The organism is Streptomyces sp. YGL11-2, from assembly GCF_050054615.1.
In the GTDB taxonomy this organism is placed as follows: Bacteria; Actinomycetota; Actinomycetes; order Streptomycetales; family Streptomycetaceae; genus Streptomyces.
In genome coordinates, this window is record NZ_JBNHIN010000003.1 from 32,079 (window position 1) to 56,518 (window position 24,440).

General features: G+C 72.8%; 20 protein-coding genes, 2 tRNA genes and 1 pseudogene. 13 read left to right on the forward strand and 10 right to left on the reverse strand.

Annotated features, from left to right (window positions below; translation table 11 throughout):
* Nucleotides 1–53 precede the first annotated feature (53 nt).
* From ACO1BR_RS04760 to ACO1BR_RS04770, 3 genes are all read left to right on the forward strand, one after another.
* Nucleotides 54–127: transfer RNA gene (locus ACO1BR_RS04760), tRNA-Met, on the forward strand.
* A 255-nt stretch (nt 128–382) separates the two neighbouring features.
* Nucleotides 383–2,179 (forward strand): sel1 repeat family protein, encoded by a 1,797-nt coding sequence (locus ACO1BR_RS04765; protein ID WP_426793748.1) that lies wholly within the window; start codon nt 383–385, stop codon nt 2,177–2,179.
* A gap of 136 nt (nt 2,180–2,315) precedes the next feature.
* Nucleotides 2,316–2,389, forward strand: a tRNA-Met gene (locus ACO1BR_RS04770).
* 199 nt (nt 2,390–2,588) lie between these two features.
* Here ACO1BR_RS04770 and ACO1BR_RS04775 read toward each other — a convergent pair.
* Nucleotides 2,589–3,005: a Fur family transcriptional regulator gene (locus ACO1BR_RS04775; RefSeq protein WP_426793749.1), complete on the reverse strand. Its 417-nt coding sequence runs from the start codon at nt 3,003–3,005 to the stop codon at nt 2,589–2,591.
* A gap of 160 nt (nt 3,006–3,165) precedes the next feature.
* On the opposite strand from ACO1BR_RS04775, the gene ACO1BR_RS04780 reads away from it, so the two are divergent.
* On the forward strand, nt 3,166–4,629 hold the full coding sequence (locus ACO1BR_RS04780; protein ID WP_426793750.1) for a catalase: 1,464 nt from the start codon (nt 3,166–3,168) through the stop codon (nt 4,627–4,629).
* Between the two features lie 279 nt (nt 4,630–4,908).
* On the opposite strand, the gene ACO1BR_RS04785 is transcribed toward ACO1BR_RS04780, so the two are convergent.
* Both ACO1BR_RS04785 and hisN read right to left on the reverse strand, forming a co-directional pair.
* Nucleotides 4,909–5,310, reverse strand: a complete 402-nt coding sequence (locus ACO1BR_RS04785) for a CBS domain-containing protein (protein ID WP_426793997.1) — start codon at nt 5,308–5,310, stop codon at nt 4,909–4,911.
* Between the two features lie 211 nt (nt 5,311–5,521).
* Nucleotides 5,522–6,325, reverse strand: coding sequence for a histidinol-phosphatase (hisN, locus tag ACO1BR_RS04790; RefSeq protein WP_426793751.1), 804 nt, complete (start codon nt 6,323–6,325; stop codon nt 5,522–5,524).
* A 186-nt stretch (nt 6,326–6,511) separates the two neighbouring features.
* Here hisN and ACO1BR_RS04795 point away from each other — a divergent pair.
* A pseudogene (locus ACO1BR_RS04795) lies at nt 6,512–7,096 on the forward strand (TetR/AcrR family transcriptional regulator); the annotation flags it as partial.
* Between the two features lie 105 nt (nt 7,097–7,201).
* Here the strand turns inward: ACO1BR_RS04795 and ACO1BR_RS04800 are convergent.
* From ACO1BR_RS04800 to ACO1BR_RS04815, 4 genes are all read right to left on the reverse strand, one after another.
* Entirely contained in the window at nt 7,202–7,525 is a 324-nt protein-coding gene (locus ACO1BR_RS04800; RefSeq protein ID WP_043266021.1) for a DMT family transporter, read from the reverse strand.
* Nucleotides 7,526–7,644: 119 nt separating this feature from the next.
* A complete protein-coding gene (rsgA, locus tag ACO1BR_RS04805; RefSeq protein WP_159508142.1) occupies nt 7,645–8,652 on the reverse strand; it encodes a ribosome small subunit-dependent GTPase A in 1,008 nt (335 codons plus the stop codon).
* A gap of 14 nt (nt 8,653–8,666) precedes the next feature.
* Nucleotides 8,667–10,034: a 3-phosphoshikimate 1-carboxyvinyltransferase gene (gene aroA, locus ACO1BR_RS04810; RefSeq protein WP_426793752.1), complete on the reverse strand. Its 1,368-nt coding sequence runs from the start codon at nt 10,032–10,034 to the stop codon at nt 8,667–8,669.
* A gap of 177 nt (nt 10,035–10,211) precedes the next feature.
* The gene (locus tag ACO1BR_RS04815; protein ID WP_426793753.1) at nt 10,212–10,925 is read right to left on the reverse strand and encodes a M50 family metallopeptidase; all 714 of its coding nucleotides are present in this window, start codon (nt 10,923–10,925) and stop codon (nt 10,212–10,214) included.
* Between the two features lie 35 nt (nt 10,926–10,960).
* On the opposite strand from ACO1BR_RS04815, the gene ACO1BR_RS04820 reads away from it, so the two are divergent.
* From ACO1BR_RS04820 to def, 8 genes are all read left to right on the forward strand, one after another.
* The gene (locus ACO1BR_RS04820) at nt 10,961–11,791 is read left to right on the forward strand and encodes an SOS response-associated peptidase (protein WP_426793754.1); all 831 of its coding nucleotides are present in this window, start codon (nt 10,961–10,963) and stop codon (nt 11,789–11,791) included.
* A 55-nt stretch (nt 11,792–11,846) separates the two neighbouring features.
* A complete protein-coding gene (locus ACO1BR_RS04825; protein WP_426793755.1) occupies nt 11,847–12,494 on the forward strand; it encodes an alpha/beta family hydrolase in 648 nt (215 codons plus the stop codon).
* Between the two features lie 313 nt (nt 12,495–12,807).
* Nucleotides 12,808–13,512 carry a sigma-70 family RNA polymerase sigma factor gene (locus tag ACO1BR_RS04830; RefSeq protein WP_426793756.1) on the forward strand — a complete coding sequence of 235 codons (705 nt, stop codon included), beginning with the start codon at nt 12,808–12,810 and terminating at the stop codon, nt 13,510–13,512.
* Nucleotides 13,509–13,916, forward strand: coding sequence for a mycothiol system anti-sigma-R factor (gene rsrA / locus ACO1BR_RS04835; protein WP_426793757.1), 408 nt, complete (start codon nt 13,509–13,511; stop codon nt 13,914–13,916). The genes ACO1BR_RS04830 and rsrA overlap by 4 nt, the downstream gene beginning before the upstream one ends.
* Before the next feature lie 164 nt (nt 13,917–14,080).
* The gene (locus tag ACO1BR_RS04840; RefSeq protein WP_426793758.1) at nt 14,081–15,496 is read left to right on the forward strand and encodes an HD-GYP domain-containing protein; all 1,416 of its coding nucleotides are present in this window, start codon (nt 14,081–14,083) and stop codon (nt 15,494–15,496) included.
* Entirely contained in the window at nt 15,493–16,764 is a 1,272-nt protein-coding gene (locus ACO1BR_RS04845) for an HD-GYP domain-containing protein (protein WP_426793759.1), read from the forward strand. The genes ACO1BR_RS04840 and ACO1BR_RS04845 overlap by 4 nt, the downstream gene beginning before the upstream one ends.
* Nucleotides 16,765–17,078: 314 nt before the next feature.
* Nucleotides 17,079–18,074 (forward strand): tetratricopeptide repeat protein, encoded by a 996-nt coding sequence (locus ACO1BR_RS04850; RefSeq protein WP_426793760.1) that lies wholly within the window; start codon nt 17,079–17,081, stop codon nt 18,072–18,074.
* Nucleotides 18,075–18,141: 67 nt separating this feature from the next.
* Nucleotides 18,142–18,771 carry a peptide deformylase gene (def, locus tag ACO1BR_RS04855; RefSeq protein ID WP_426793761.1) on the forward strand — a complete coding sequence of 210 codons (630 nt, stop codon included), beginning with the start codon at nt 18,142–18,144 and terminating at the stop codon, nt 18,769–18,771.
* A gap of 17 nt (nt 18,772–18,788) precedes the next feature.
* On the opposite strand, the gene ACO1BR_RS04860 is transcribed toward def, so the two are convergent.
* The 3 genes from ACO1BR_RS04860 to ACO1BR_RS04870 form a co-directional block, all read right to left on the reverse strand.
* Nucleotides 18,789–20,735: a transglycosylase domain-containing protein gene (locus ACO1BR_RS04860; protein ID WP_426793762.1), complete on the reverse strand. Its 1,947-nt coding sequence runs from the start codon at nt 20,733–20,735 to the stop codon at nt 18,789–18,791.
* Between the two features lie 129 nt (nt 20,736–20,864).
* The gene (locus ACO1BR_RS04865) at nt 20,865–21,893 is read right to left on the reverse strand and encodes a ribonucleotide-diphosphate reductase subunit beta (RefSeq protein ID WP_426793763.1); all 1,029 of its coding nucleotides are present in this window, start codon (nt 21,891–21,893) and stop codon (nt 20,865–20,867) included.
* Nucleotides 21,884–24,313, reverse strand: a complete 2,430-nt coding sequence (locus ACO1BR_RS04870) for a ribonucleoside-diphosphate reductase subunit alpha (RefSeq protein WP_426793764.1) — start codon at nt 24,311–24,313, stop codon at nt 21,884–21,886. Before ACO1BR_RS04870 ends, ACO1BR_RS04865 begins: the two co-directional genes overlap by 10 nt.
* Between the last annotated feature and the right edge of the window lie 127 nt (nt 24,314–24,440).

Here is a 24,440-nt window from a genome sequence, read left to right on the forward strand (position 1 = left end):
GGGCCCGGCGTCAACTGCCGTCCCGGCGCCGTGATACGTTGGGGTCACAACGTCGCGGGGTGGAGCAGCTCGGTAGCTCGCTGGGCTCATAACCCAGAGGTCGCAGGTTCAAATCCTGTCCCCGCTACTCAAGACCAAGGCCCGGATTCCTTGAGAATCCGGGCCTTCGTCATGCGTTCGGGTCAAAGCCGGCCGGGGGCGGGTCGGAAGACCCATGTGGGAAAGCTGTGTGCTTGAGTTTGGCATGTCGCCGTGTCGGGAAGTCGACAAACCGCTGAAGTGACCTCACTGGCTGCGGTATACCAGGTGTACGCGGGTTACGGGTGATGCGACGATGGCTCTTATGGGGGACAAGGCAAGGTTGTTGGAGACAGACCGGTTTGTGCATGCGCCCGACGACGGGCGCGAATCCGAGATGCCGATGGACGCGATGGAGGCCGCCGAGGCGTCCGACGCGGTGACCGAGACCAGTCACCGCCGGGCCGCGGAGGAGGGCGACACCGCCGCCATGAGCGCGCTGGGCGCGATGCTGCTGCGCCGCGCCGACCTGGACGGGGCCGAGCCGCACCTGCGCTCCGCCGCCGCCGCCGGAGACCGCGCCGCGGCCAACAACCTCGGCGTCCTGCTGCACCAGCGGGGCTACGCCGACGAGGCCGCCGGCTGGTGGCGGATCGCCGCTGTCGCCGGCTCCGCCGCCGCCGCGCACGCCCTGGGCCGCCACTACCGCGAGCGCGGCGACGAACCGGCCGCCGAGTACTGGCTGCGCCAGTCCGCCGAGTCCGGCCACTGCCTGGGCGCGTACGCCCTTGCCGACCTGCTGGAGCACCGCGGCGACATCGGCGCCGAGCGTTGGTTCCGGACCGCTGCCGAGCGGGGCCACCGCGAGGCCGCGTACCGCCTGGCCCGGCTCATCGAGGACGGCCGCGACGCGGACCGCCGCGCGGTGCCCGCCTACGGCGAGTTGACGCAGCAGGTCGAGGCCGAGCAGTGGTACCGCCAGGCCGCCGCGCGCGGACACCGGCGGGCCGCGCTCCAGTTGGGCGCGCTGCTGGAGGACCGCGGTGACGTCCAGGAGGCGGGCCGCTGGTACCTGTCCGCCGCCAAGGACGGTGAGGCGCGGGCCGCCTGCGCGCTGGGCTTCCTGCTGCGCGACGCCGGGGACGAGGAGAGCGCCGCGGAGTGGTGGCGGCGCGCGGCCCAGGACGGCGACGGCAACGCCGCCAACGCGCTGGGCGCGCTGCACGCCGACCGCGGCGAACTGCAGACCGCCGAGCGCTGGTACCGCGCCGCGCTGGACGCCGGGGACGTCAACGGCGCCTACAACCTGGGCCTGTTGTGCGCCGAGCAGGGCTCGCCGGGCCGCAGTGAGCAGTGGTACCGCCGGGCCGCGTACGCGGGCCACCGCGAGGCCGCCAACGCGCTGGCCATCCTGCTGCTCCAGCGCGGCGACGCCTCCGGGGCGGAGCCGTGGTTCTCCAAGGCGGCCGAAGCGGGCAGCGTGGACGCCGCGTTCAACCTCGGCATCCTGTTCGCCGGCCGCGGTGAGGAGCGGCTGGCGCACTGCTGGTACGAGCGGGCGGCGGCGGCCGGGCACACCGAGGCGGCGCTCCAAGTCGCCATCGTGCAGCTGCGCGACGGCGACCTCCTGGACGCCGAGCGGAATCTGCGCTGCGCGGCCGGCGGCGGCAGCGCCGAGGCCGCGTTCCGGCTCGCCGACCTCCTGGACCGCAAGGCCGCGGAGTCGGGCGGCGCCGGGCTCGCGGACGGCGACCGGACCGGCGACGACGAGAGCACGCAGTGGTACGAGAGGGCCGCTCGGCAGGGGCACCGCCGCGCCCAGGTCCGGGTTGGCATGTTCGCGGCGGCTCGTGGTGATGCCGTCGAGGCGGCGACCTGGTACCGCGCGGCAGCCGAGGCCGGCAGCCGCAACGGCGCCTTCAACCTCGGGCTGCTGCTGGCCCGCGAGGGCAGCCTGCCCGAGGCCACCATGTGGTGGCAGCGCGCCGCCGAGGACGGCCACGGCCGGGCGGCGCTCCGGCTGGCGCTGATCGCCGCCCGGCGCGGTGCGCTGGCGGAGGCCCAGAAGTGGTGCGGGCGGGCCGTGGAGCTGGGGCCGCCGGAGGTCGCGGAGCGTGCGGCGCGGCTGCGCACCGCCCTCCAGGAGGAGCTGAGCGCCTAGGCGTTTCGGCCCGCAGCGCGCCGTACCGCGGGCCCGGCGCGCCCGCGGCCCAGGGGCGGGTCGGAGGGCCGGGCCCTGGGCCGCGGAAGGGATTTGCGCTGGTCGTCGGCCTGGGGTTAGAGTTGTGCCACAACGACGCGGGGTGGAGCAGCTCGGTAGCTCGCTGGGCTCATAACCCAGAGGTCGCAGGTTCAAATCCTGTCCCCGCTACTGAAGACCAGGGCCCGGATCCTTCAAGGATCCGGGCCTTCGTCGTATGAGGTCTCCTGCGTGCCGCCGCCCAGGCCCTCCACCGGGACCGTCGGTTCATGGGTTGGCGGCCGACCGCCTCCGCGTACGGGGCACGGTCGAGCGGCGAGGCGGAGCTCGCCCCGCCGCCGGCCGGTGCGGACTCCGGCCGGCTCCTCCCTCAGGAGCCGGAGCAGTTGGGGCAGATGCCCCGGTACGTCACGGTGACCTCGGAGACCTGGAAGCCGTAGCGCTCCGGTTCGGGGAGGGCGGTGAGCGGGTCGCCGTGGACGTGGACGTCGCGGATCGTGCCACACCGCGAGCAGACCAGGTGCTGGTGGTCGTGATGGGCGTTGGGGTCGTAGCGCTTGGCACGGCCGTCGGTGCTCACCTCGATCACCTCGCCGAGCGAGACCAGTTCGCCGAGGGTGTTGTAGACCGTGGCGCGGGAGATCTCGGGGAGGCGTTCGGTCGCCCGGGCGTGCACCTCGTCGGCCGTGTAGTGGACGTGGTCCCCGTCGAGGACCTCGGCGACGACGCGGCGCTGTGCGGTCAGCCGCCAGCCGCGTCCCCGGAGTCGTTCCAGCAGGTCACTCATGCCAATCACCTATCAGTCAGATAGACACCAGGGTACCAGTGGGGGTCCATCACCGGATCAGGTACGAGTTTCGGGTACTTCTTGACTTAGACAGTGTCCAATGTAGGATCGTGATCGGCGCAAGCCAAGGGCAGGTGTACGAAGACGTCAGGAGGCGCACGTGTCGGTAGAGACCACCACCGGACCGCTGACCACGGAGGCCGGGGCCCCGGTCGCGGACAACCAGAACAGCGAGACGGCCGGCGTCGGCGGCCCCGGTCTGATCCAGGACCAGCTCCTGATCGAGAAGCTCGCGCACTTCAACCGCGAGCGCATTCCGGAGCGCATCGTGCACGCCCGCGGCGCCGGTGCGTACGGCACGTTCACGGTGACCGCGGACGTGACCAAGTACACCCGCGCGAACTTCCTCTCCGAGGTCGGCAAGCAGACCGAGACGTTCCTGCGCTTCTCGACCGTCGCCGGCAACCTCGGAGCGGCGGACGCGGTGCGCGACCCCCGCGGCTTCGCGCTGAAGTTCTACACCGAAGAGGGCAACTACGACCTCGTCGGCAACAACACCCCGGTGTTCTTCATCAAGGACGCCATCAAGTTCCCCGACTTCATCCACACCCAGAAGCGCGACCCGTACACCGGCTCCCAAGAGGCGGACAACGTCTGGGACTTCTGGGGCCTGTCGCCCGAGTCCACCCACCAGGTGACCTGGCTGTTCGGCGACCGCGGCATCCCCGCCACGTACCGCCACATGAACGGCTACGGCTCGCACACCTTCCAGTGGAACAACGAGGCGGGCGAGGTCTTCTGGGTCAAGTACCACTTCAAGACCGACCAGGGCATCAAGAACCTCACCCAGGACGAGGCCAACAGGCTCGCCGGTGAGGACCCGGACAGCCACCAGCGCGACCTGCGCGAGTCCATCGAGCGCGGCGACTTCCCGACCTGGACCGTCCAGGTGCAGATCATGCCGGCGGCCGAGGCGGCCGCCTACCGCTTCAACCCGTTCGACCTGACCAAGGTCTGGCCGCACGAGGACTACCCGCCGATCGAGATCGGCAAGCTGGAGCTCAACCGCAACCCGCAGAACATCTTCGCCGAGGTCGAGCAGTCGATCTTCTCCCCGCACCACTTCGTGCCGGGTATCGGCCCGTCCCCCGACAAGATGCTCCAGGGCCGGCTCTTCGCGTACGGCGACGCCCACCGCTACCGCGTCGGCATCAACGCCGACCACCTCCCGGTCAACCGCCCGCACGCCACGGAGGCGCGCAGCCACGGCCGCGACGGGGCCCTCTACGACGGCCGCCACGGCGGCCGGAAGAACTACGAGCCGAACAGCTTCGGCGGCCCGGCCGAGACCGGCCGGCCGTTGTGGCAGCCGGTCGCGGTGACCGGTGAGTCCGGCAAGAGCGCGGCGCCCTCGCACGCCGAGGACGACGACTTCGTGCAGGCGGGCAACCTCTACCGCCTGATATCGGAGGCCGAGAAGGAGCGCCTGATCAACAACCTGGCGGGCTTCATCGCCAAGGTCTCCCGCGAAGACATCGCACAGCGCGCGATCGAGAACTTCCGCAAGGCGGACGCGGACTACGGCAAGCGGCTGGAAGCCGCGGTCCAGGCCCTGCGCGGCTAGCCGGAGCGCCCCACGGCCGGACCGCCGTCGCTCACGCGGGGACGTCTCCGGCCGCGGGACCGCTCAACTGCCGCTTGCCGTAAGAGCCGAAGAGGCCGGACGCCATGGGGCTCCGGCCTCTTCGTGCGCCGTGGAGGGGGAGTGTACGGAACCGGTCCGGCCCGCGGCGGCACCGGCCGGGCCTGCCGGCAGCGCTTGCCCGGCTTGGCAGCAGTACTTGCCCGGTCTGTCGGCAGTACTTGCCCGGCCTGCCGGCAGTACTTGCCCGGCCTGCCGGCCTCAGGCGGGAATTGCGTCCGCCCGCACCGGGACGGCCGACCAGCAGCGGATGATGTCGCGGACCGAGACGACGCCGACCGGTTCGTGGCCGTCGAGGACGATGAGATGGCGGAAGCCGCCGCGCACCATGGCCTCCGCGGCGTCGTCCAGCGTCCAGTCCGGTGTCGCGAAGACCACGTCGGGGGTGGTGTGGCTCTGTGCGGTCTCCCGGTCGGGGTTCTCGCCCGCGCCGAGGGAGTTGAGGATGTCGCGCTCGGTGAGGATGCCGATGCCACAGGTGTCGTTGTCGAGGACCACGGCCGAGCCGATGCGGCGGGCCGCCATCAGTCGTGCCGCCTGGCGGAGGGTGTGAGCCGGCCCGATGGTGAGGACCACCGTGCTCATGGCGTCTTTGACGAGCATGGGCATGGAGTGGAGCCACCTCCTTGGTGCATGTGACCTTGCGAACCCATTCACAAGTTCACAAACGGGGGGATTCTCATGTTCACATGCTCCGGTTGGTGCAACAAGGGGCAAATGTTGGACGCCTGTCCGAATATCTGCCCCTTCGCGGGTCTGCGCAGGTCGGCGCCTGGATCCGGCGCGCGATCGGCCGCGGAACGGCCGTCGGGTGTCAGCCCCGGGTGTCGCCGAGGTAGCTCAGTAGGTCCTCGTGGAGCAGTCCGTTGGAGGCGGCGGCGTTCCCGCTGTGCGGGCCGGGCCGGCCGTCCAGCCCCGTGAACCGGCCGCCCGACTCCTGGACGATGACCGCGCAGGCCGCCATGTCCCACAGCGACAGCTCGGGCTCCGCGCAGATGTCCACCGAGCCCTCGGCGACCATCATGTACGGCCAGAAGTCGCCGTAGGCCCGGGTGCGCCAGCAGTCCCGGGACAGGTCGAGGAAACTGGACAGCCGGCCGCGCTCCTCCCAGCCGGTCAGCGAGGAGTACGCGAACGAGGCGTCCTGGATGCGGCCGACCCGCGAGGTGGTGAGCCGGGTCGCGGAGGTCAGGCTGCGGCCGGTGAAGGCGCCCAGGCCCTCGGCGGCCCACCAGCGGCGGTTCAGCGCCGGGGCGGAGACGATGCCGACCACCGGCCGGTCGCCGCCCTCGCCGCGCTCCATCAGGGCGATCAGCGTCGCCCACACCGGCACCCCGCGGACGTAGTTCTTGGTGCCGTCGATCGGGTCGATGATCCAGCGGCGCGGCCCCGAGCCCTCGCTGCCGAACTCCTCGCCGAGCACCGCGTCCCGCGGCCGGGCGCGCTGGAGCTGGCCGCGGATCAGCTCCTCGGCGGATTTGTCCGCCTCGCTCACCGGTGTCATGTCCGGTTTGGTCTCGACCTTGAGGTCGAGGGCCTTGAACCGCTCCATCGTCGCGGCGTCCGCGGCGTCCGCGAGGACATGGCCGAGGCGAAGATCATCGTGATAGTCGGGCATGTGCGAACAGTATCTACTGGTATGCGCGGGAGCCACACGACCATGCCGGGCCCTACGGGTGGTGTCTCGGGGCGCGGCGCGCAGGCTCCCCCGGACGGTCCCCGCGGCGGCCCTTGACACTTCCTGACGCCACGTCAATTCTGTGCGGGAGCAGCTGATTCGGGCCTCGGACCGGGGAGGTGGCGGATGCCCTCGGCACGTGAATCCCTCCTGGACGCCGCCTATGCGGCGCTGCTGGCCCGCGCCTGGACGGCCGTTCGGATGGTGGACGTGGCGACCGCGGCCGGGGTGTCCCGGCAGACGCTCTACAACGAGTTCGGCAGCAAGGAGGGGCTGGCGCGCGCCCTCGTCCGCCGGGAGACCGACACCTACCTGGCCGGGGTGGAGCGGGCGCTCGCCCCGGACGGGCCGGCGGCGGTCGGGCCGCCGGGCGACGCGGCCGGGCGGGTGGTCGCCGCGGCGGCCTGGACGCTGCGCACGGCGCGGGCGAATCCGCTGGTCAGGGCCGCGCTCACCGGATGCTGGGCGGACCGGCTGCCGACCCCGCCGAACGGTCCCACCGAGTTGGTCGGCCGCTTCCGGGACCGGGCGGTCGCCGCGCTGGAGCCCGGCTGGCCGCGTGAGGAGCTGCCCGCCCTGGGCGCCGCCTGCGAGACCGCGGCCCGGCTGACGCTGTCCTGCGTGGTCGCCCCGGAGGGCGGCGCGGACCCCCGGCCGGGCCCCGCCGGGCGGGCGCCGGGCCGGGTACCGCTGGCGCGGCGGGGGCCGCGCCGGGAGCTGGAGGGCGAGGCGGTGGACCGGCTCGTACGGGGTGCGTTCGCGGGGCTGTCGGAGCGCGGCGCGGTGGCCGGACCCGGTCGGGCGGAGGGTCCGGTGTCAGTGCGCCGACCCGGACAACTGCAACCCGATCACCCCGACGATGACCAGGGTGATGGAGACGATCTTCAGGGTGGAGACCAGGTCGCCGAGGAAGACCATGCCGTAGATCGCGGTGCCGGCCGCGCCGATGCCGGTCCAGACCGCGTACGCCGGGCCCACGTCGAGCTTGCGCAGCGCCAGCGTCAGCAGGCCGAAGCTGCCGAGGGCGAACGCGGCGAAGGCGAGGGTCGGGAAGAGGCGGGTGAAGCCGTGCGAGAGCTTGAGGCAGACCGCGAAGCCGGTCTCCAGGATCCCCGCCACCACGACCAGCAGCCACGCCATGTCCCATTGCCTCCGTCAGCTCGATGACCGCTTCAGCCAGGTGACCACTTCGCCGGTAGGGGACCGGCCCGGGTGCGATTATGCCCGCGGCCCGGAGGGGCGGCAGCGGATTGCGGCGGTCAGTCGCCCTCGCGTCGCTCCCGGGTGGCCAGCAGGCGGCGCAGTGAGTACAGCCGGGCCGGCTCGGCGTGCCCGTCGGCCACCCACTCGTCCAGGGCGCAGTCCTGCTCGTCGTGGCTGCACGCGCGCGGGCAGCCTTCGGTGCCCGGCTCCAGGTCGGGGAAGGCGTGGATGACCCGGGACGGGTCGATGTGGGCCAGCCCGAAGGAGCGTACGCCGGGGGTGTCGATGACCCAGCCGGAGTCGCCGGGCAGCGGCAGTGCGAGCGCGGAGGTGGTGGTGTGCCGGCCGCGGCCGGTGACCGCGTTGACCTGGCCGGTGGCCCGGCGGCGCTCCGGGACGAGGGCGTTGACCAGGGTGGTCTTGCCCACCCCGGAGTGCCCGACGAACGCTGTCATCCGCCCGGTCAGCTGCTCCCGGACGCGGTCGGCGGCGGTGCCGTCGGCGAGTTCGTCGCGGTTGGTGACGACGTACGGGACGCCGAGTGCGCCGTAGGACTCCAGCAGGGCGTCCGCGGAGGCCAGATCCGACTTGGTCAGCACCAGGAGCGGGTCCAGGCCCGCGTCGTAGGCGGCGACCAGGCAGCGGTCGATGAGCCGCGGGCGCGGCTCGGGGTCGGCGAGCGCGGTGACGATGGCGAGCTGGTCGGCGTTGGCGACCACCACCCGCTCGTACGGGTCGTCGTCGTCGGCCGTACGGCGCAGCGTCGAGGTGCGCGGTTCGACCCGGACTATCCGGGCGAGGGTGTCCTTGGCGCCGGTCAGGTCGCCGACCACCGCGACCCGGTCGCCGACCACGGCGCTCTTGCGGCCCAGTTCGCGGGCCTTCATCGCGGTGACCGTGCGGCCTTCGATGAGGCAGGTGAGGCGGCCCCGGTCGACGGTCAGGACCAGGCCCTCGCAGGCGTCCTCGTGCTTGGGGCGGATGTTCGTACGGGGACGGTTGCCCTTGCGGTTGGGGCGTACGCGGACGTCGTCCTCATCGGGGTTCTTGCCGTAGCGGCGCATGGTGGCGGCTGCCCTCAGGCTCTCCGGGCGGGGACCGCCGGATTGAGCATGTCCGTCCACAGCCCGGGGAAGTCGGGCAGCGTCTTGCCGGTGGTGGCGACGTTCTCCACCTCGATGCCCTCGACGGCGAGGCCGATGACCGCGGCGGCGGTCGCCAGCCGGTGGTCCTCGTAGGTGTGGAAGATGCCGCCGTGCAGCGGGCGCGGCCGGATGTGCAGCCCGTCGGCGGTCTCGGTGACATCGCCGCCGAGTTCGTTGAGCTCCTTGGTGAGCGCGGCGAGCCGGTCGGTCTCGTGCAGCCGCAGGTGGGCGACGCCGCGGAGCGTGGAGGGGGAGTCGGCGAGCGCGGCGACCGCGGCGATGCCCGGGGTCAGCTCGCCGACCTCGCCGAGATCGACGTCGATGCCGTGGATCCGGCCGCTGCCGGTGAAGGTCAGCCCCTGGTCGGTCAGCTCACAGGAACCGCCCATGGCGGTGAAGATCTCGCGCAGCGCGTCGCCGGGCTGGGTGGTGCGCTCGGGCCAGTCCGGGATGGTGACCCGGCCGCCGGTGACCAGCGCCGCGGCCAGGAAGGGCTGGGCGTTGGAGAGGTCCGGCTCGACGACCAGGTCGCGGCCGAGCAGGGCACCGGGGGTGACCCGCCAGACGTTCGGCTCGCCGCCCGCCTCCGGGGTGTCCACCTGGGCGCCGACGCCGCGCAGCATGTCGACGGTCATCCGGATGTGCGGCATCGAGGGCAGCGCCGCGCCGACGTGGCGGACCTCGACGCCCTGGTTGAAGCGTGCCGCGGACAGCAGCAGGGCGCTGACGAACTGGGACGACGAGGAGGCGTCGATCTCCACCCTGCCGCCCTCCAGGGCGCCGCCGCCGAACACCGTCATCGGGAGGGCGCCGCGGTTGTCGTCGTCGATACGGGCGCCGAGGGCGCGCAGCGCGTCGATGACACCGCCCAGCGGGCGCTCGTAGGAGCGGGGGTCGCCGTCGAAGCGGATGGGGCCGTCGGCGAGCGCGGCGACCGGCGGCAGGAAGCGCATGACCGTGCCGGCGTTGCCGACGTCGACGGTGGCCGGGCCGTGCAGCCCGGCGGGGATGATCCGCCACGCCTCGCCGCCGGAGGAGCCGGAGGAGCCGGAAGAACTGGAGGAGCTGGAGGAAGCGGTCTCCTCGATGCCGACGCCCATGGTGCGCAGCGCCTCGGCCATCAGGAGCGTGTCGCGGGAGCGCAGCGGGCGGCGCAGCCAGCCGGGTTCGGAGGAGAGGGCGGCCAGGACCAGGCCGCGGTTCGTGACCGATTTCGAGCCGGGCACAGTGACGGTGGCATCGACCGCCCCCGGGGCTACGGGGGCGGGCCACAGGGCGGGGAGTGCGGGGCTCTCGGTCATGCCCTTACTTTAATGGCTGGGCAAGGGTGCCGATCTTGATCAAAAGCGGCGCAACCTGCACGAAACATGGCACTGGTAGTGCAGCCGCTGGCCAGAGGCGTATACGGGGCGCCACCGCCGTACGGAATGCGGGTTACCGGCGGCCGGACGGCGCCGCCCGCCACGGGGGGCGGCCGGTCAGAGGCCGAGCAGCCAGCGTCCGCCGCCCATCAGGGAGCACAGCGTCACCACATGGAAGAACCCGAGCCAGACGGCCGCCGGGACATGGGTCAGGCGGGCGAGCTGGTCCGGGTCGGAGTCCACGGCGCCGCCGCGCCGCCGCTTGCCCTGGAGCTCGAAGGGCGGCCGTATCCCGCCGAGCAGCAGGAACCACACCACCGCGTACGCGAACGCCGCCTGCACCTGCGCCGTCGTCAGCCAGGAGACCAGTAGGAAGGTGCCGCCCGCGAGGACGACGGTGAGCACGCCGTACGCGTTGCGGATCATCACCAGCATCGCCAGCAGCAGCACGGTGGCGCCCCACAGGAGGGCCGTGATGTGCCCGGAGGCGAGCAGCGCGGCGCCCGCCAGGCCGAGCAGGGACGGGGCCGTGTAGCCGGCAGCGGCGGTGAGCACCATGCCCAGGCCGTGCGGCTTGCCCCGGGAGACGGTCAGCCCCGAGGTGTCCGAGTGCAGCCGGATGCCGTCCAGACGGCGGCCGGTGACCAGGGCGATCAGCCCGTGGCCGCCCTCGTGGGCGATGGTGACGGCGTTCCGCGAGAGCCGCCAGGCGGTGCGCGGGACGACGGCGCCGAGGGCGAGCACGCCCGTGACGATCACCAGCCAGACGCCCGGATCGGGCTGGGCCCCGAAGACCCGGTCCCATACGTCGGTGATGTGGTGGGTGTCCATGTCTCCCCTTCGTGTGGCATGGCAGTGTGGCATGCATGTGCGGTAGGTATGCGGCGAGCCGTCGCCCCGAGGAACTGACGGGGATCTTCGGCATACAGCGGTGGGACCCGAAGGAGACCCTGGCGCCCAGTTGGAACATCGCTCCGACGGACAACGTGCGGGTGGTACTGGAACGTCCCCTCAAGGGCGAGGCGGCCGCCGCCTTCCCGCCGGGCCCGGTGCGCCAGCTGCGCACGCTCAAGTGGGGCCTGGTCCCGTCGTGGTCGAAGTCACCCGAGGCCGCGGCGAAGATGATCAACGCGCGGGCCGAGACGGTGCACGAGAAGCCGTCCTTCCGGCAGGCGTTCGCCACCCGCCGCTGCCTGCTCCCCGGGGACGGCTATTTCGAGTGGGTCACCGACGCCGCCGAGCGGGAGCTGGAGGAGCAGGGCAGGCGGAAGCGGCCCCGCAAGCAGCCGTACTTCGTGACGCCCGTGGACGGGTCGGTGATGGCGATGGCCGGGCTGTACGAGTTCTGGCGGGACCGTACGCTGCCCGGCGACCACCCGCTGGCCTGGTGGGCGACCTGCACCGTCGTCACCACTGAGGCCGAGACCACCCCGCTCGCCGGGGCCACCGGCGGCGAGGGCCCGCAGTCGCTCGCCGAGATCCACCCCCGGATGCCGCTGGTCCTGCCGCCGGACCGCTGGGACGCCTGGCTGGACCCGGCCCGCACCGACCCCGACGAGGTCCGCGAGCTGCTGGCGCCCCCGCCGGCCGGGCTGATGCGGGCCCATCCCGTCCCGACCGGCGTCAGCAACGTCCGCAACGACGGGCCGGAGCTGGTCACCGAGCTGGACGGCCCCGAGGTCGGCACGCTCTTCTAGGGGCCCGGGGCGCGCTGCGGTGCCCTTCCCGGTGCGCCGCGGGCAGGATGGGCGTATGAGCACAGGGGCGAACGAGAGCGAGACGGTCGGCACACCTGCCGGCGACGCGCGGATCACCTGGTACCGGGACGCCGAGCCGTCCCGGGCCGTGGTCGCCGTCGGCCACGGCGCGGGCGGCGGCATCGAGGCCCGCGATCTGCGGGCGCTGGCGGCGGCGCTGCCGGCCCGCGGCTACACGGTCGCGCTGGTCGAGCAGCCGTGGCGGGTGGCCGGCAAGAAGCTGGCGCCCGCGCCGAAGACCCTGGACGCCGGGTGGACCGCGCTCTGGCCGGCGCTGGAGAAGCCGGGGCTGCCGGTGGTCGCGGGCGGTCGCAGCGCGGGCGCCCGGGTGGCCTGCCGCACGGCGCGCGAGCTGGGCGCCCACGCCGTCCTGGCGCTGAGCTTCCCGCTGCACCCGCCGGGGAGGCCGGAGAAGTCGCGGGCCGAGGAGCTGACGGGCGCCGGGGTGCCGACGCTGGTCGTCCAGGGGGGCCGGGACCCCTTCGGGCGGCCGGCGGAGTTCCCGGCGGGCACCGAGATCACCGAGGTGGACCGCGGCGACCACGGCTTCGCCGTGCCGAAGTCGGCGGGGGTGACCGAGGCGGAGTCGATGGCACAGCTCACCGACGCGGTGGTGGCGTGGCTGGACGGCATGTTCGGCTGATCGGCCCGGGGTACGCCTCCCGTAGGCCGGACCCCGCTGGACCTGCGCGGAAATCCCGTGGTGGCCCGGGAATGATCCGGGACGCGGCCGCTGTTGTGCCTGGCGTAGGCAGTGGAGTACGTCCAGCGCAGCACGAGGAATGGGAGTCCGCCGCATGGGAATCGCTTGCCCGGCCCGCCCGGCCGCCGACCTGAAGTGGTCGCCGATGCAGGTGGCACAGCCCGCCCTCGTTGGAGCGGCGGCGGTACCGGATCGTCGTCTATTCTCCGAATCGAGTGGGTCCGCGGCTGGATCCGCCACGGGGTTGGAGGAGGTGGGTCCGGTCACCGGTACCGACGCAGGGACCGACGGCACGGCGGGAGAGCAGACCGCTGGTCGGAAGGAGAGCGACGCCGAGCGCAACGCGCGCTTCGAGCGGGACGCCCTCGGCTTCCTCGACCAGATGTACTCCGCCGCGCTGCGCATGACGCGCAATCCGGCCGACGCGGAGGACCTGGTGCAGGAGACGTACGCGAAGGCGTACGCGTCCTTCCACCAGTTCCGGGAGGGGACCAACCTCAAAGCCTGGCTGTACCGCATCCTCACGAACACCTTCATCAACTCCTACCGCAAGAAGCAGCGGGAGCCGCAGCGCAGCGCCGCCGACGAGATCGAGGACTGGCAGCTGGCGCGCGCCGAGTCGCACATGTCGACGGGTCTGCGCTCCGCCGAGTCGCAGGCACTCGACCACCTTCCGGACTCGGACGTGAAGGCCGCGCTCCAGGCGATCCCCGAGGAGTTCCGCATCGCGGTCTATCTCGCGGACGTCGAGGGCTTTGCGTACAAGGAGATCGCGGACATCATGGGGACACCCATCGGCACGGTGATGTCCCGTCTGCACCGCGGCCGGCGCCAACTGCGCGGCATGCTGGAGGATTACGCCCGCGAGCGCGGGCTGGTCCCGGCGGGGGCGACGGCTGCGAAGACGCAGCCCGCGCCGGCGTCGGAGCCGCACGACCGGAAAGGCTCGGGATCATGAGCTGCGGAGAGCCGCACGAGAAGGACTGCTCAGAGGTCCTTGACCACCTCTACGAGTATCTCGACCGCGAGATGCCGGCGGGGGAGTGCGCGGAGTTCCAGGTGCATCTCGACGAATGCTCGCCGTGCCTGGAGAAGTACGGCCTGGAGCAGGCCGTCAAGAAGCTCGTCAAGCGCTGCTGCGGCCACGATGACGTCCCCGCCGACCTGCGCTCCAAGGTCATGGGCCGGATCGATCTGATCCGGGCCGGGGAGGCCGTGCCCGAGGTCAGCGTGCTCGACCAGGCCCGGCATGACCAGGCTCAGCGGGAGCGCGCGGCGGAGGCGTCGGGCGGCTCCGGCGCGGACGCGGCCGAGCCCGTCGGGAAGACCGAAGCACGCAGCAAGACGGCGCGCGCCGAATAACGCCGCGCATCACCCTAAGGGGTGAGGGCTGGGGCGATTCGTCCCGCCCGATCCGCTGATGCGCCCTCTCCGGCGCCCCGGCCCCTCTATTCTCGCCGAACCCCCCGCGTACCGCGGTCGCGGCCGTGCCGGGGCGTGCGCTGGGGCAGGGTGAGGAGGGCGCGATGCGGGAACTCCCGGTGGCCGCGCGGGTGTATGTCGGCTGCGCCGCCCTGGCCGCCGCGCTGTGCACGGCCCCCGCGATCCGGCTCGGCGCCGCCGCCCCCTGGAGCGGCGCCCTGGCACTCGCCGCCCTGTACGCACTCTGCGAACGGCTCCGCCGCTGCCCGTTGACCGACGGCCTGCGGCGGCGCGCCGGCGGTGCAGGCGGCTCGGCCGAGGAGTCCGGCGCCTTTCCTCAGGGGTGGGCGACACCGGTCCTGCTCGCCGGGGCGCTGCTGCTGCCCCCGCCGCTGGCCGCGCTGACCGCCGTCCCGGGCGCCCTGCTCGCCCCGGCCGCCGCGCCCTGGCCCGCCGTGCGCCGGCTCTGGCACGCCGCCGAACTGGCCCTCGCCTGCTGGACGGCCGGCCAGGTCTTCGGGGCCTTCCGGGCTCTCGGCCGGCACGCGCTGTCCGCACCGCACTTCCCGCTCCTGCTGCTGCCCGCCGCGGCCGCCTCCGCGGCGTTCTGCGCGGTGCTCGCGGCGCTGGACGGCGGGGTGCTGGCGGCCGCCGAGCGGCACCCCCTGAGCACCGCCTGGCGTGGGCTGCTGCCCCGTTCGCTGGGGCCGCATCTGGTGCACGGACTGGCCGGGCTGATGATGGCGGTGCTCTGGCGCAGCGTGTACGGGCCGCCGGCGGCGCTGCTGGTGCTGCTGCCGGTGTACCTCTCCTGCTGGGTGTTCGCCCAGTACCACCGCGAACGCGCCGCCCACCAGGCCACCATCCGCGCCCTGGTCCAGGCCGTCGACATCAAGGACCGCTACACCCGCGGGCACAGCGAGCGGGTCGGCCGGGCGTCGGTGATGATCGCCCGGGAGCTGGGCATGGCGCAGGACCGGCTGGAGGTGCTGCGGTTCGCCGGGATCCTGCACGACGTCGGCAAACTCGGCGTGCCCACCCGGCTGTTGCGCAAGGACGGGCCGCTGACCCCCGAGGAGCGGCGGATCATCGAACTGCACCCCGAGTACGGGCATGAGATCGTGCGCGGGATCGGCTTCCTGGGCGAGGCGCGGGCGGCGATCCTGCACCACCACGAGCGGGTGGACGGCCGCGGCTACCCCTACGGCCTGACGGGTCGTCAAATCCCGGAGTTCGCCCGGGTGGTGGCCGTCGCGGACGCCTTCGACGCGATGACCTCCACCCGCTCCTACCGCCGCGCCCGCCCGGTTCCGGCCGCCGTGGCGGAGCTGCGCAGGTGCGCCGGGGCGCAGTTCGACCCGCGAATGGTCCGGGCGCTGGCGGCGGCGCTCGACCGGCACGGCTGGCGCCCGGACGAGGTGACGGCGGGGGAGCCGGACCCGGGGCTCCCGGCGGCCCGCGGAAACGTCCCGCCGGTGCGGGCGCCCCGGTCGGGCGCCGGGCGGGGCGGCGTCCGGTGACCGGCCGCCGCACCGTCGCCTGCGTCCACGTTCCCGCCGCCGCGCTCGCCTGCTGGGGCCTGGGCCGGACCCTGTGGGAGGGGGTCGCCGAGCCCGCGAACGCGCTGGCCTTCGGCGTGCTGATCGCGGTGGGGGAGGTGGTGCGCCGCTGCCCCGCGGAGCGCTCCGGACCCGGCCGGCGGGAGGGCGCGCCGCTCGGCGCCGCCGGGGCGCTGGCGTACGCGCTGCTCGGCGAGGTGGGCGGGCGGCCGACGAGCCACGGCGTACCGCAGACCGTGGCGGTGGTGGTGGCGGCCGGTCTGGTGGGGCTGGTCCCGTATGTCGTGCGGGGCGGCAGCCCGGCGCTGGACCCGCTCGCCCGCCGGGTGCTGACCGTCGGCTTCGCCGCCACCTGCTTCCAACCCCTGTACGACACCGGCACCTTGCGCACCTGGGGTGCGGCCGGTCCGCTCTGCCCGCTGTTCCTGGTCGGGCTGCTGGCGCTGACCGTGCTGTGCGACGCGGTGCTGGCGGCGGCGCTGGCCCGGGCCCGTACCGGCTGGCCCTACGGGCCGCTGCTGCGCGACGAGTTGCGCGCGCTGCCCGGGATCGGGTCGGCCATCTGTGCGACCGGCGTGGTCATCGCGCTGGCCACCGCGGTCGTCGGACTGTGGGCGCTGCCGGTGTTCTGCCTTCCGCTGCTGCTCACCCAGTTCGCCTTCCGCCGGTACGCGGCGGTGCGCGCCACCTACCGCCAGACCATCGCCTCGCTGGCCCGCGCGACCGAGATCGCCGGTTACACCCGGCCCGGCCACGCCCGCCGGGTCGCCGCGCTGAGCCGCGCGGTGGGCCGTGAACTGGGGCTGGGCGCGGCGGACTTGGACGTCCTCGAATGCGCCGCGCTGATGCACGACATCGGCCAGCTCTCGCTCGTCGACCCGGTCCCGGGCGGTGCCACCGCCGCGCTGCCGACCGCCGAACAGCGCCGGATCGCGCTGCTGGGCGGCGCCGTCGTACGGCAGACCGGCGTGCCCGCCGAGGTCGCGGTGATCGTCGAGCGGCAGGCGGATCCGTACCGGGAGCAGCCGGTCACCGCCCGTATCGTCCGCACCGTCAACGCCTACGACGATCTCGCCGCGCGCTCCGCGGGGCCGGGGGCGCCGCTGCGCGCCCTGGAGGGGCTGCGGCTGGCCACCGCGCAGGACCACGAGCCGCGGGTCGTCGAGGCGCTGTCCCGGGTCCTGGCGCATGGCGGCCGAGCGGGCCGGGGCCTGGCGGGCGGCGCCTGAGCGCGGCGCCCGTGCGCCGGTCGCGGAACGCGCGGATACGGCGCCCCGCCGCGGAGCGTTCGCGGCCCGTCCACCGTCACGGAACCCATGGGTAATGAGCGCCCTGCGAGATGGGCATGGTTGGATGCGAAGGAAGCCCCCTGAAGGGGGATTCAGGGGGTCGGCGAAGGGCAAGGAGCCGCAAGGGGGGCGCAGCACACCGGGCTGAGCCCGACGGCAATCTGTGGCAAGTTGTCGAGTGGGCCCCCAGAAGGCCCCGGGCACCGTCCGGGACGCCTCCGGAGCGGCACAAGAGCAACCAGCAGGCGGGAATCGTGAGGATCTTCGGCAAGGTACGGCACCGGCCCTCCGCCTCGTGGCGGCAGGCGACCGACCGCGCTTTCACGCTGATCGGCGACGGCCGTTACGAGGACGCGGGGGCGCTGCTGACGCGCGCGGCGGACATGGAGCCCTGGCTGTCGGAGTCCTGGTTCAATCTCGCGCTGCTGCACAAGTTCCGGCACGACTGGGAGCAGGCGCGGGCCGCCGGGCTCCGCGCGGTCGCCCTGCTGGACCGCGAGACCGGGGCGCCCGACTGGTGGAACGTGGGCATCGCCGCCACCGCCCTCCAGGACTGGCCGCTGGCCCGCCGCGCCTGGCAGGCGTACGGCCTCAAGGTCCCCGGCGAGGGCTCCCCGACCGGTGAGCCGCTGGGGATGGCCCTGGGCAGCGCCGCGGTCCGGCTCTCGCCCGAGGGCGAGGCCGAGGTGGTCTGGGGCCGCCGGCTGGACCCGGCCCGTATCGAGGTGCTGTCCATCCCGCTGCCGTCCTCCGGGCGCCGCTGGGGCGAGGTCGTGCTGCATGACGGCGTCCCGCACGGCGAGCGGATCACCGCGGCCGGCGGCGCCAGCCGGGCGTATCCGGTCTTCGACGAGATCGAGCTGTGGGCGCCGTCCCCGGTCCCCACCTGGGTGGTGCTCCTGGAGGCTGCCACGGAGGCCGACCGGGACGCGCTGGAGCGGCTGGCGGCCGACGCCGGGTTCGCCGCCGAGGACTGGTCGTCGTCGGTGCGGCTGCTGTGCCGTACGTGCTCGGAGAGCCGGATGCCCAGCGATGAGGGTGACGGCGAGCACCTGGACCCCCACGACCACAGCGAACCGGGCCACCCGGGTCCGCTGGGGCACCGCACGGCCGGCTCCGGCTCGCTGTGGGTCCCCGAGCGCGAGTGCGGGATCGCCGCGCCCGCCGCCCTGGTGCGCGGTCTGCTGGACGGCTGGGTCGCGGACAGTCCGGACAGCCGGGAATGGCGCGATCTTGAAGAGGTCTGCTGAGAGCCGGAGCGCATCCCCGTAGGCTGTACGGCGACCATCAGGGTTTTCAGGAAGGCGTACGGCGGAGATGGCTCAGCAGGACAGGGATCAGCAGGTGAGCGACGAGTTCGTCGACGACGTCACGGACGCGAAGGAGCGCGAGGCGGCCCACCGCGAGCGCGGCACCTCGCGCCCGATCACCGTGGTCGGCAATCCGGTGCTCCACAAGGAGTGCAAGGACGTCACCGCGTTCGACGACGCGCTCGCGCAGCTCATCGACGACATGTTCGCCAGCCAGCGCACCGCCGAGGGCGTCGGCCTGGCCGCCAACCAGATCGGTGTGGACCTGAAGGTCTTCGTCTACGACTGCCTGGACGACGAGGGCGTGCGGCACGTCGGCGCGGTCTGCAACCCCGTCCTGGACGAGCTGCCCGCCGGGCGCCGGGTCCTGGACGACTCCAACGAGGGCTGCCTGTCCGTCCCCGGTGCCTACGCCGAGCTGCCGCGCCCCGACTACGCGGTGGTCCGCGGCCAGGACGCCAAGGGCGAGCCGATCGTGGTCCAGGGCACCGGCTACTTCGCGCGCTGCCTCCAGCACGAGACCGACCACCTCTACGGCTACCTCTACATCGACCGGCTCTCCAAGCGCGACCGCAAGGACGCGCTGAAGCAGATGGCCGAGCGGGAGCCGCGCTACCCCGTCGTCGCCAACGACTGAACGGGGCGCGCGGGGCGCTACGACGCGCCCTGGTAGGCGGCCCAGACCTGGGGCGGGAGGGTCGTGCCCAGCCCGCTGCCGGGGCCGCCGACGCCGTTCAGCGGCAGCAGCTGGGGCGCTCCCGGCTTGTTCCGGAAGAGGGTGATGGCGGTGGTGGGCTCATCGCCGTCACCGGCGCCCTTGCCGGCGGCGGGGGCGCGGTCGGTACGGACGCGGGAGCCGGCGTCCCAGAGGGGGCCGGTGTCCGACGGCGGGCTGCCGACGAACCACGCCGACTTCATCCGGTCCCCGGGCTGGGTGGCCCCCGCCGCGACCGGCCGGCCGGTCGGCTTGCCGCCCGGTGAGCCGAGCGTCCGCCAGCCCACCCCCTCCAGCGCCCAGGTCACCTGCCGGGCCACCTCGGGGTCGAGGACCCGCTGGGGGTCGGTGCGGTCGAAGCCCTGCACGCTCTGCCCGCCGTAGGTCATCTTCGAGACGGCGTACGGCTCGGCGTGCAGCCCGCCGTTGGCGAAGGTGGTGTACGCGCTGGCCAGCCGGATCGCGCTGGGTGCCGAGGTGCCCAGCGGGAAGGTCTGCTCCAGCTGCGCCAGGCTCTCCTTGCGCAGCCCGGCGCCCAGCGCCAGATCCCGGATCCGCTCCAGCCCGAGGCGCTGCCCGGCCTGCACGAACGGCGCGTTCTCGGCTCGCATCAGGGCGCCGCGCAGATCCCCGGACCGCTTCTCCACGGCCGCCGGGCGCGGCTGGTCGCCGAACTCCTCGGCGTCCTGCTGGAGGGACGCCGCGAGCACGAACGGCTTGAAGGCGGAGCCGGCCGGGACCGCGGAGGTGTCCGCGTTGTTGCTGAAGTGCCGGGTGGCGTCGGCGCCGCCGTACAGCGCGACGATCGCGCCGTCCTTGGGGCGTACCGAGGCCGCGCCGAATTCCGCGTAGGTGTCCTCGGGGCGTTTCTCCGGGTCGATGTTCCTGCCGCGGACGTCGTCGACCGCCTTTTCCAGGCGGCGGGTGCGCTCCTTGTCGAACGTGGTGCGGATGCGGTAGCCGCCGCGGGCCAGGTCCTTGTCGGTCAGCCCGGTGGCGCTCTTGACGAACTTGTTGGCGATATCGACGAGATAGCCGATCTGGCCGGCCTGGCTGGTGGGCTTGGCCACCGGGCGCGGCTCCGGGAATTCCTGGTACCTGGCCCGTTCTTCCTTGCTCATCTTCCCGGTGGCGACCAGCCGGTCGAGTATCCACTTCCAGCGTGCCACCGCCCGCTCGTGATTGGCCTTGCCCAGCCCCGGGTCGTACTGCTCGGCGCCCTTCAGCAGGGACGCCAGCAAGGCCCCCTGACTGGGGTTGAGGTCCTTGGCGTCGATGCCGTAGTACGCGTGCGCCGCCGCCTGTATGCCGTTCGAACCGCGGCCGAACCAGCTGGTGTTGAGATAGCCGCGCAGTATCTCCCGTTTGGACTTCTGGTTGTTGACCTTCAGCGCGATGATGAATTCCTTCACCTTGCGGGTGGCGGTCTGGTCCGGGGAGAGATAGGTGTTCTTCACATACTGCTGGGTGATCGTGGAGCCGCCCTGGGTGTCCCCGCCGGACAGCATGTTCACCACGGCGCGGCCGATACCGGTCAAGGAGACGCCGGAATCGCTGTAGAAGGTGGCGTTCTCGGCGGCTATCACCGCGTCCTGGACGTGTTCCGGCACTTTGTCGAGGGTGACGTTCTGCCGGTTGACCGCGCCCACGCTGACCATCTGGCTGCCGTCCGCCCAGTAGTAGACGGTGGCCTCCTTGTTGGCCAGCGCGTTCTCGTTGGGGATGTCGACCTTGGCGTAGACGACCGCGAACAGTCCGGCCAGGCAGGCGACTCCGAAGGTGCAGCAGCCCAGCCACAGCCGCCATGACGGCAGCCAGCGGCGCAGGCCCCGCTTCCCCTGGCGCGGATAGTCGAGGTACCGGCGACGTTTTTTCGTGCCCTCCATACTCGCGTAGATGCGGTGGAGGCGGCTCCGGTTGCCGGTCCGGCCACCCGCTAATCGAACGCTCACAATTGGCGGGTGGCCGGAACGCGCCGGTCGTCAGGGCGCGGAGAGGTGCGCGGACGCGTCCGGTCAGAACTCGTCGTCGAACGAGACCGAGCCCTCGACGGCGACCTGGTAGGCCGAGGCCCGCCGCTCGAAGAAGTTGGTCAGCTCCTGGACGTTCTGGAGTTCCATGAAGGAGAACGGGTTCTCCGAGCCGTAGACCGGCGGGAAGCCCAGCCGCTGCAGCCGCTGGTCGGCGACGCACTGCAGGTACTCGCGCATCGACTCGGTGTTCATCCCGGGCAGTCCGTCGCCGCACAGGTCCCGGCCGAACTGGAGCTCCGCCTCCACGGCCTCCTTGAGCATGTCGGTGACCTGCTGCCGGAGCGCGTCGTCGAAGAGGTCCGGCTCCTCCTCGCGGACCGTGTCCACCACCGAGAAGGCGAACTCCATGTGCATCGACTCGTCGCGGAAGACCCAGTTGGTGCCGGTGGCCAGCCCGTGCAGCAGACCGCGGGACCGGAACCAGTAGACGTACGCGAACGCGCCGTAGAAGAACAGCCCCTCGATGCAGGCGGCGAAGCAGATCAGGTTGAGCAGGAAGCGGCGGCGGTCGGCCTTGGTCTCCAGCCGATCCATCTGCTCGACGTGGTCCATCCACCGGAAGCAGAACTGCGCCTTCTCCCGGATGGACGGGATGTTCTCCACGGCCGCGAAGGCCGCGGCGCGGTCGTCCGGGTCGGGGAGGTAGGTGTCCAGCAGCGTCAGGTAGAACTGGACGTGCACCGCCTCCTCGAAGAGCTGACGGCTCAAGTAGAGCCGAGCCTCGGGGGAGTTGATGTGCTTGTAGAGGGTCAGCACCAGGTTGTTGGCGACGATCGAGTCACCGGTGGCGAAGAACGCGACCAGCCGGCCGATCATGTGCTGCTCGCCGGGGGACAGCTTGGCGAGGTCGGCGACGTCGGAGTGGAGGTCGACCTCCTCGACGGTCCAGGTGTTCTTGATCGCGTCCCGGTAGCGGTCGTAGAAGTCCGGGTACCGCATGGGGCGCAGGGTCAGTTCGAAGCCCGGGTCGAGCAGGTTCTTGTAGGTGGTCGGGGTGGACATTACTGGCATGCCTCGCAGGACTCGGGGTTTTCCAGGGAGCAGGCGACCGCCTCGGGGTCGGTCACCGGCAGTTGCGCGGGGACGGTCGCGGCGCGGGCGACCGTGACATTGGCGCCTGACGCCGCGCGGGCGATCCGGGTCGCCGGCCGCGAGCGCAGGTAGTAGGTCGTCTTGATGCCGCGCTTCCAGGCGTAGGCGTACATCGAGCTGAGCTTGCCGATGGTCGGCGACGCCATGAAGAGGTTCAGCGACTGGCTCTGGTCCAGATAGGGCGTACGGTCCGCGGCCATGTCGATCAGCGCGCGCTGCGGGATCTCCCACGCGGTGCGGTAGCGGTGCCGGACGTCCTCGGGGATCCGGCTCACGTCCTGTACGGAGCCGTTGGCGTCCCGCAGCGCGTCCCGGGTCCGCGCGTCCCACAGGCCCAGGGCCTTGAGCTCCTCGACCAGATACGTGTTGACCTGGAGGAACTCACCCGACAGCGTCTCGCGCTTGAAGAGGTTGGAGACCTGCGGCTCGATGCACTCGTACACACCGGCGATGGAGGCGATGGTGGCGGTCGGCGCGATCGCCAGCAGCAGGGAGTTGCGCATCCCGGTCGCGGCGACGCGGGTGCGCAGGGCGGCCCAGCGGTCCGCCCAGCGGGGCTCGGCGTTCGGGTAGTGGTCCGGGTGCAGCACACCGCGGGCCGTACGGGTCGCGGACCAGGCCGGGTGCGGGCCGTGCCGGTCGGCGAGGTCGGCGGACGCCTCGTAGGCGGCGAGCATGATCCGCTCGGAAATACGGGTCGACAGCTCCCGCGCCTCGGCGGAGTCGAACGGCAGCCGCAGCCGGAAGAAGACGTCCTGCAGACCCATCAGGCCCAGACCGACCGGGCGCCAGCGGGAGTTGGAGGCGGCGGCCTGCCCGGTCGGGTAGAAGTTGATGTCCACCACCCGGTCGAGGAAGGTGACGGCCGTACGGACGGTGGCGTCCAGCCGCTGCCAGTCCATCCGGCCGTCCTCGCCGAGATGCGCCGCGAGGTTGACCGACCCCAGGTTGCAGACCGCGGTCTCCCCGTCGTCGGTCACCTCCAGGATCTCCGTGCAGAGGTTGGAGGAGTGCACGACGTTGCCCGGCTCGGCGGTCTGGTTGGCGGTGCGGTTGGCGGCGTCCTTGAACGTCATCCAGCCGTTGCCGGTCTGCGCCAGCGTCCGCATCATGCGGGAGTACAGCACCCGGGCGGGGATCTGCTTGAGGGCCTTGCCCGCGGTCTCCGCCGCCCGGTACGCGGCGTCGAACTCCGCGCCCCACAGGTCGACCAGCTCCGGCACGTCGGCCGGCGAGAACAGCGACCAGTCGGCGTCCGCCTCGACCCGGCGCATGAACTCGTCGGGGATCCAGTGCGCGATGTTGAGGTTGTGGGTGCGCCGGGCCTCCTCGCCCGTGTTGTCGCGCAGCTCCAGGAACTCCTCGATGTCGGCGTGCCAGGTCTCCAGGTAGACGCAGGCCGCGCCCTTGCGCCGGCCGCCCTGATTGACCGCCGCCACCGAGGCGTCCAGGGTGCGCAGGAACGGCACGATGCCGTTGGAGTGCCCGTTGGTGCCGCGGATCAGTGAACCGCGGGCGCGGATGCGGGAGTACGAGAGGCCGATGCCGCCCGCGTGCTTGGAGAGCCGCGCCACCTGGTGGTAGCGGTCGTAGATCGAGTCCAGCTCGTCCAGCGGCGAGTCCAGCAGATAGCACGAGGACATCTGCGGGTGCCGCGTACCGGAGTTGAACAGCGTGGGGGAGGAGGGGAGGTAGGACAGCGTGCTGGTCAGCCGGTACAGCTCGGCGACGTCCGCGAGCGCCCGCGCCGAGTCGTCCTCGGCCAGGCCGCAGGCCACCCGCAGCAGGAAGTGCTGCGGGGTCTCGACGACCTGCCGGGTGGTGGGGTGGCGCAGCAGATAGCGCGAGTGCAGCGTCCGCAGCCCGAAGTACCCGAAACGGTCGTCGGCACCGTCCGCCAGGGCACCGTGCACCAGCGCGTCCAGCCGCTCGGCGTGCGTGCGCACGAACTCCGCGGTCCCGTCCGCGATCAGCCCCTCCCGGTGACCGGTCGCCACGGAGGCGGAGAAGGAGACCGCGCCCTGGCCGGCCGCCTCCTCGGCGATGGCGCGGGTGAGCAGCCGCGCGGCGAGCTTGGAGTACTGCGGCTCGTCGCCGATCAGACCCGCCGCGGCGTCGATCGCCAGCGACCGCAACTCGGCCTCGTCGGAGCCCGGGTGCCGCCCGCGCAGCGCGGCGGCGGCCACCTTGCCCGGGTCGGTCTCGGGCAGATCCGCGGTCAGCTCGGTCAGGGCGCGCAGCAGCGCGGTGCCCGGCCCGTCCGAGCCGGGGGGAGGCGTGGCCGCCGCGGGTTGCACGACCCCGGCGGCTGACGCGGGTTCCGTTGGCGCGATGGTCACGTGATGCTCTCCCTCACTCGGCGGGGGCCAGGAGAGCGGCGGCGCGACGGGCGCACGCGGGCAGGCGGCACCCCGTGACGGTCAGGGGCGCGCGGGCAGGCCGCACGGCGTCCATCGGCCCAACCCT

Excerpts from the sequence above, each read along its gene's own strand:
- ACO1BR_RS04775 (WP_426793749.1), bottom strand. The coding sequence starts at position 3,005 with ATGAGTGACCTGCTGGAACGACTCCGGGGACGCGGCTGGCGGCTGACC.
- ACO1BR_RS04785 (WP_426793997.1), bottom strand. The coding sequence starts at position 5,310 with ATGCTCGTCAAAGACGCCATGAGCACGGTGGTCCTCACCATCGGGCCG.
- hisN (WP_426793751.1), bottom strand. The coding sequence starts at position 6,325 with ATGCCCGACTATCACGATGATCTTCGCCTCGGCCATGTCCTCGCGGAC.
- ACO1BR_RS04800 (WP_043266021.1), bottom strand. The coding sequence starts at position 7,525 with ATGGCGTGGCTGCTGGTCGTGGTGGCGGGGATCCTGGAGACCGGCTTC.
- rsgA (WP_159508142.1), bottom strand. The coding sequence starts at position 8,652 with ATGCGCCGCTACGGCAAGAACCCCGATGAGGACGACGTCCGCGTACGC.
- aroA (WP_426793752.1), bottom strand. The coding sequence starts at position 10,034 with ATGACCGAGAGCCCCGCACTCCCCGCCCTGTGGCCCGCCCCCGTAGCC.
- ACO1BR_RS04815 (WP_426793753.1), bottom strand. The coding sequence starts at position 10,925 with ATGGACACCCACCACATCACCGACGTATGGGACCGGGTCTTCGGGGCC.
- ACO1BR_RS04820 (WP_426793754.1), top strand. The coding sequence starts at position 10,961 with ATGTGCGGTAGGTATGCGGCGAGCCGTCGCCCCGAGGAACTGACGGGG.
- ACO1BR_RS04825 (WP_426793755.1), top strand. The coding sequence starts at position 11,847 with ATGAGCACAGGGGCGAACGAGAGCGAGACGGTCGGCACACCTGCCGGC.
- rsrA (WP_426793757.1), top strand. The coding sequence starts at position 13,509 with ATGAGCTGCGGAGAGCCGCACGAGAAGGACTGCTCAGAGGTCCTTGAC.
- ACO1BR_RS04840 (WP_426793758.1), top strand. The coding sequence starts at position 14,081 with ATGCGGGAACTCCCGGTGGCCGCGCGGGTGTATGTCGGCTGCGCCGCC.
- def (WP_426793761.1), top strand. The coding sequence starts at position 18,142 with ATGGCTCAGCAGGACAGGGATCAGCAGGTGAGCGACGAGTTCGTCGAC.
- ACO1BR_RS04860 (WP_426793762.1), bottom strand. The coding sequence starts at position 20,735 with ATGGAGGGCACGAAAAAACGTCGCCGGTACCTCGACTATCCGCGCCAG.
- ACO1BR_RS04865 (WP_426793763.1), bottom strand. The coding sequence starts at position 21,893 with ATGCCAGTAATGTCCACCCCGACCACCTACAAGAACCTGCTCGACCCG.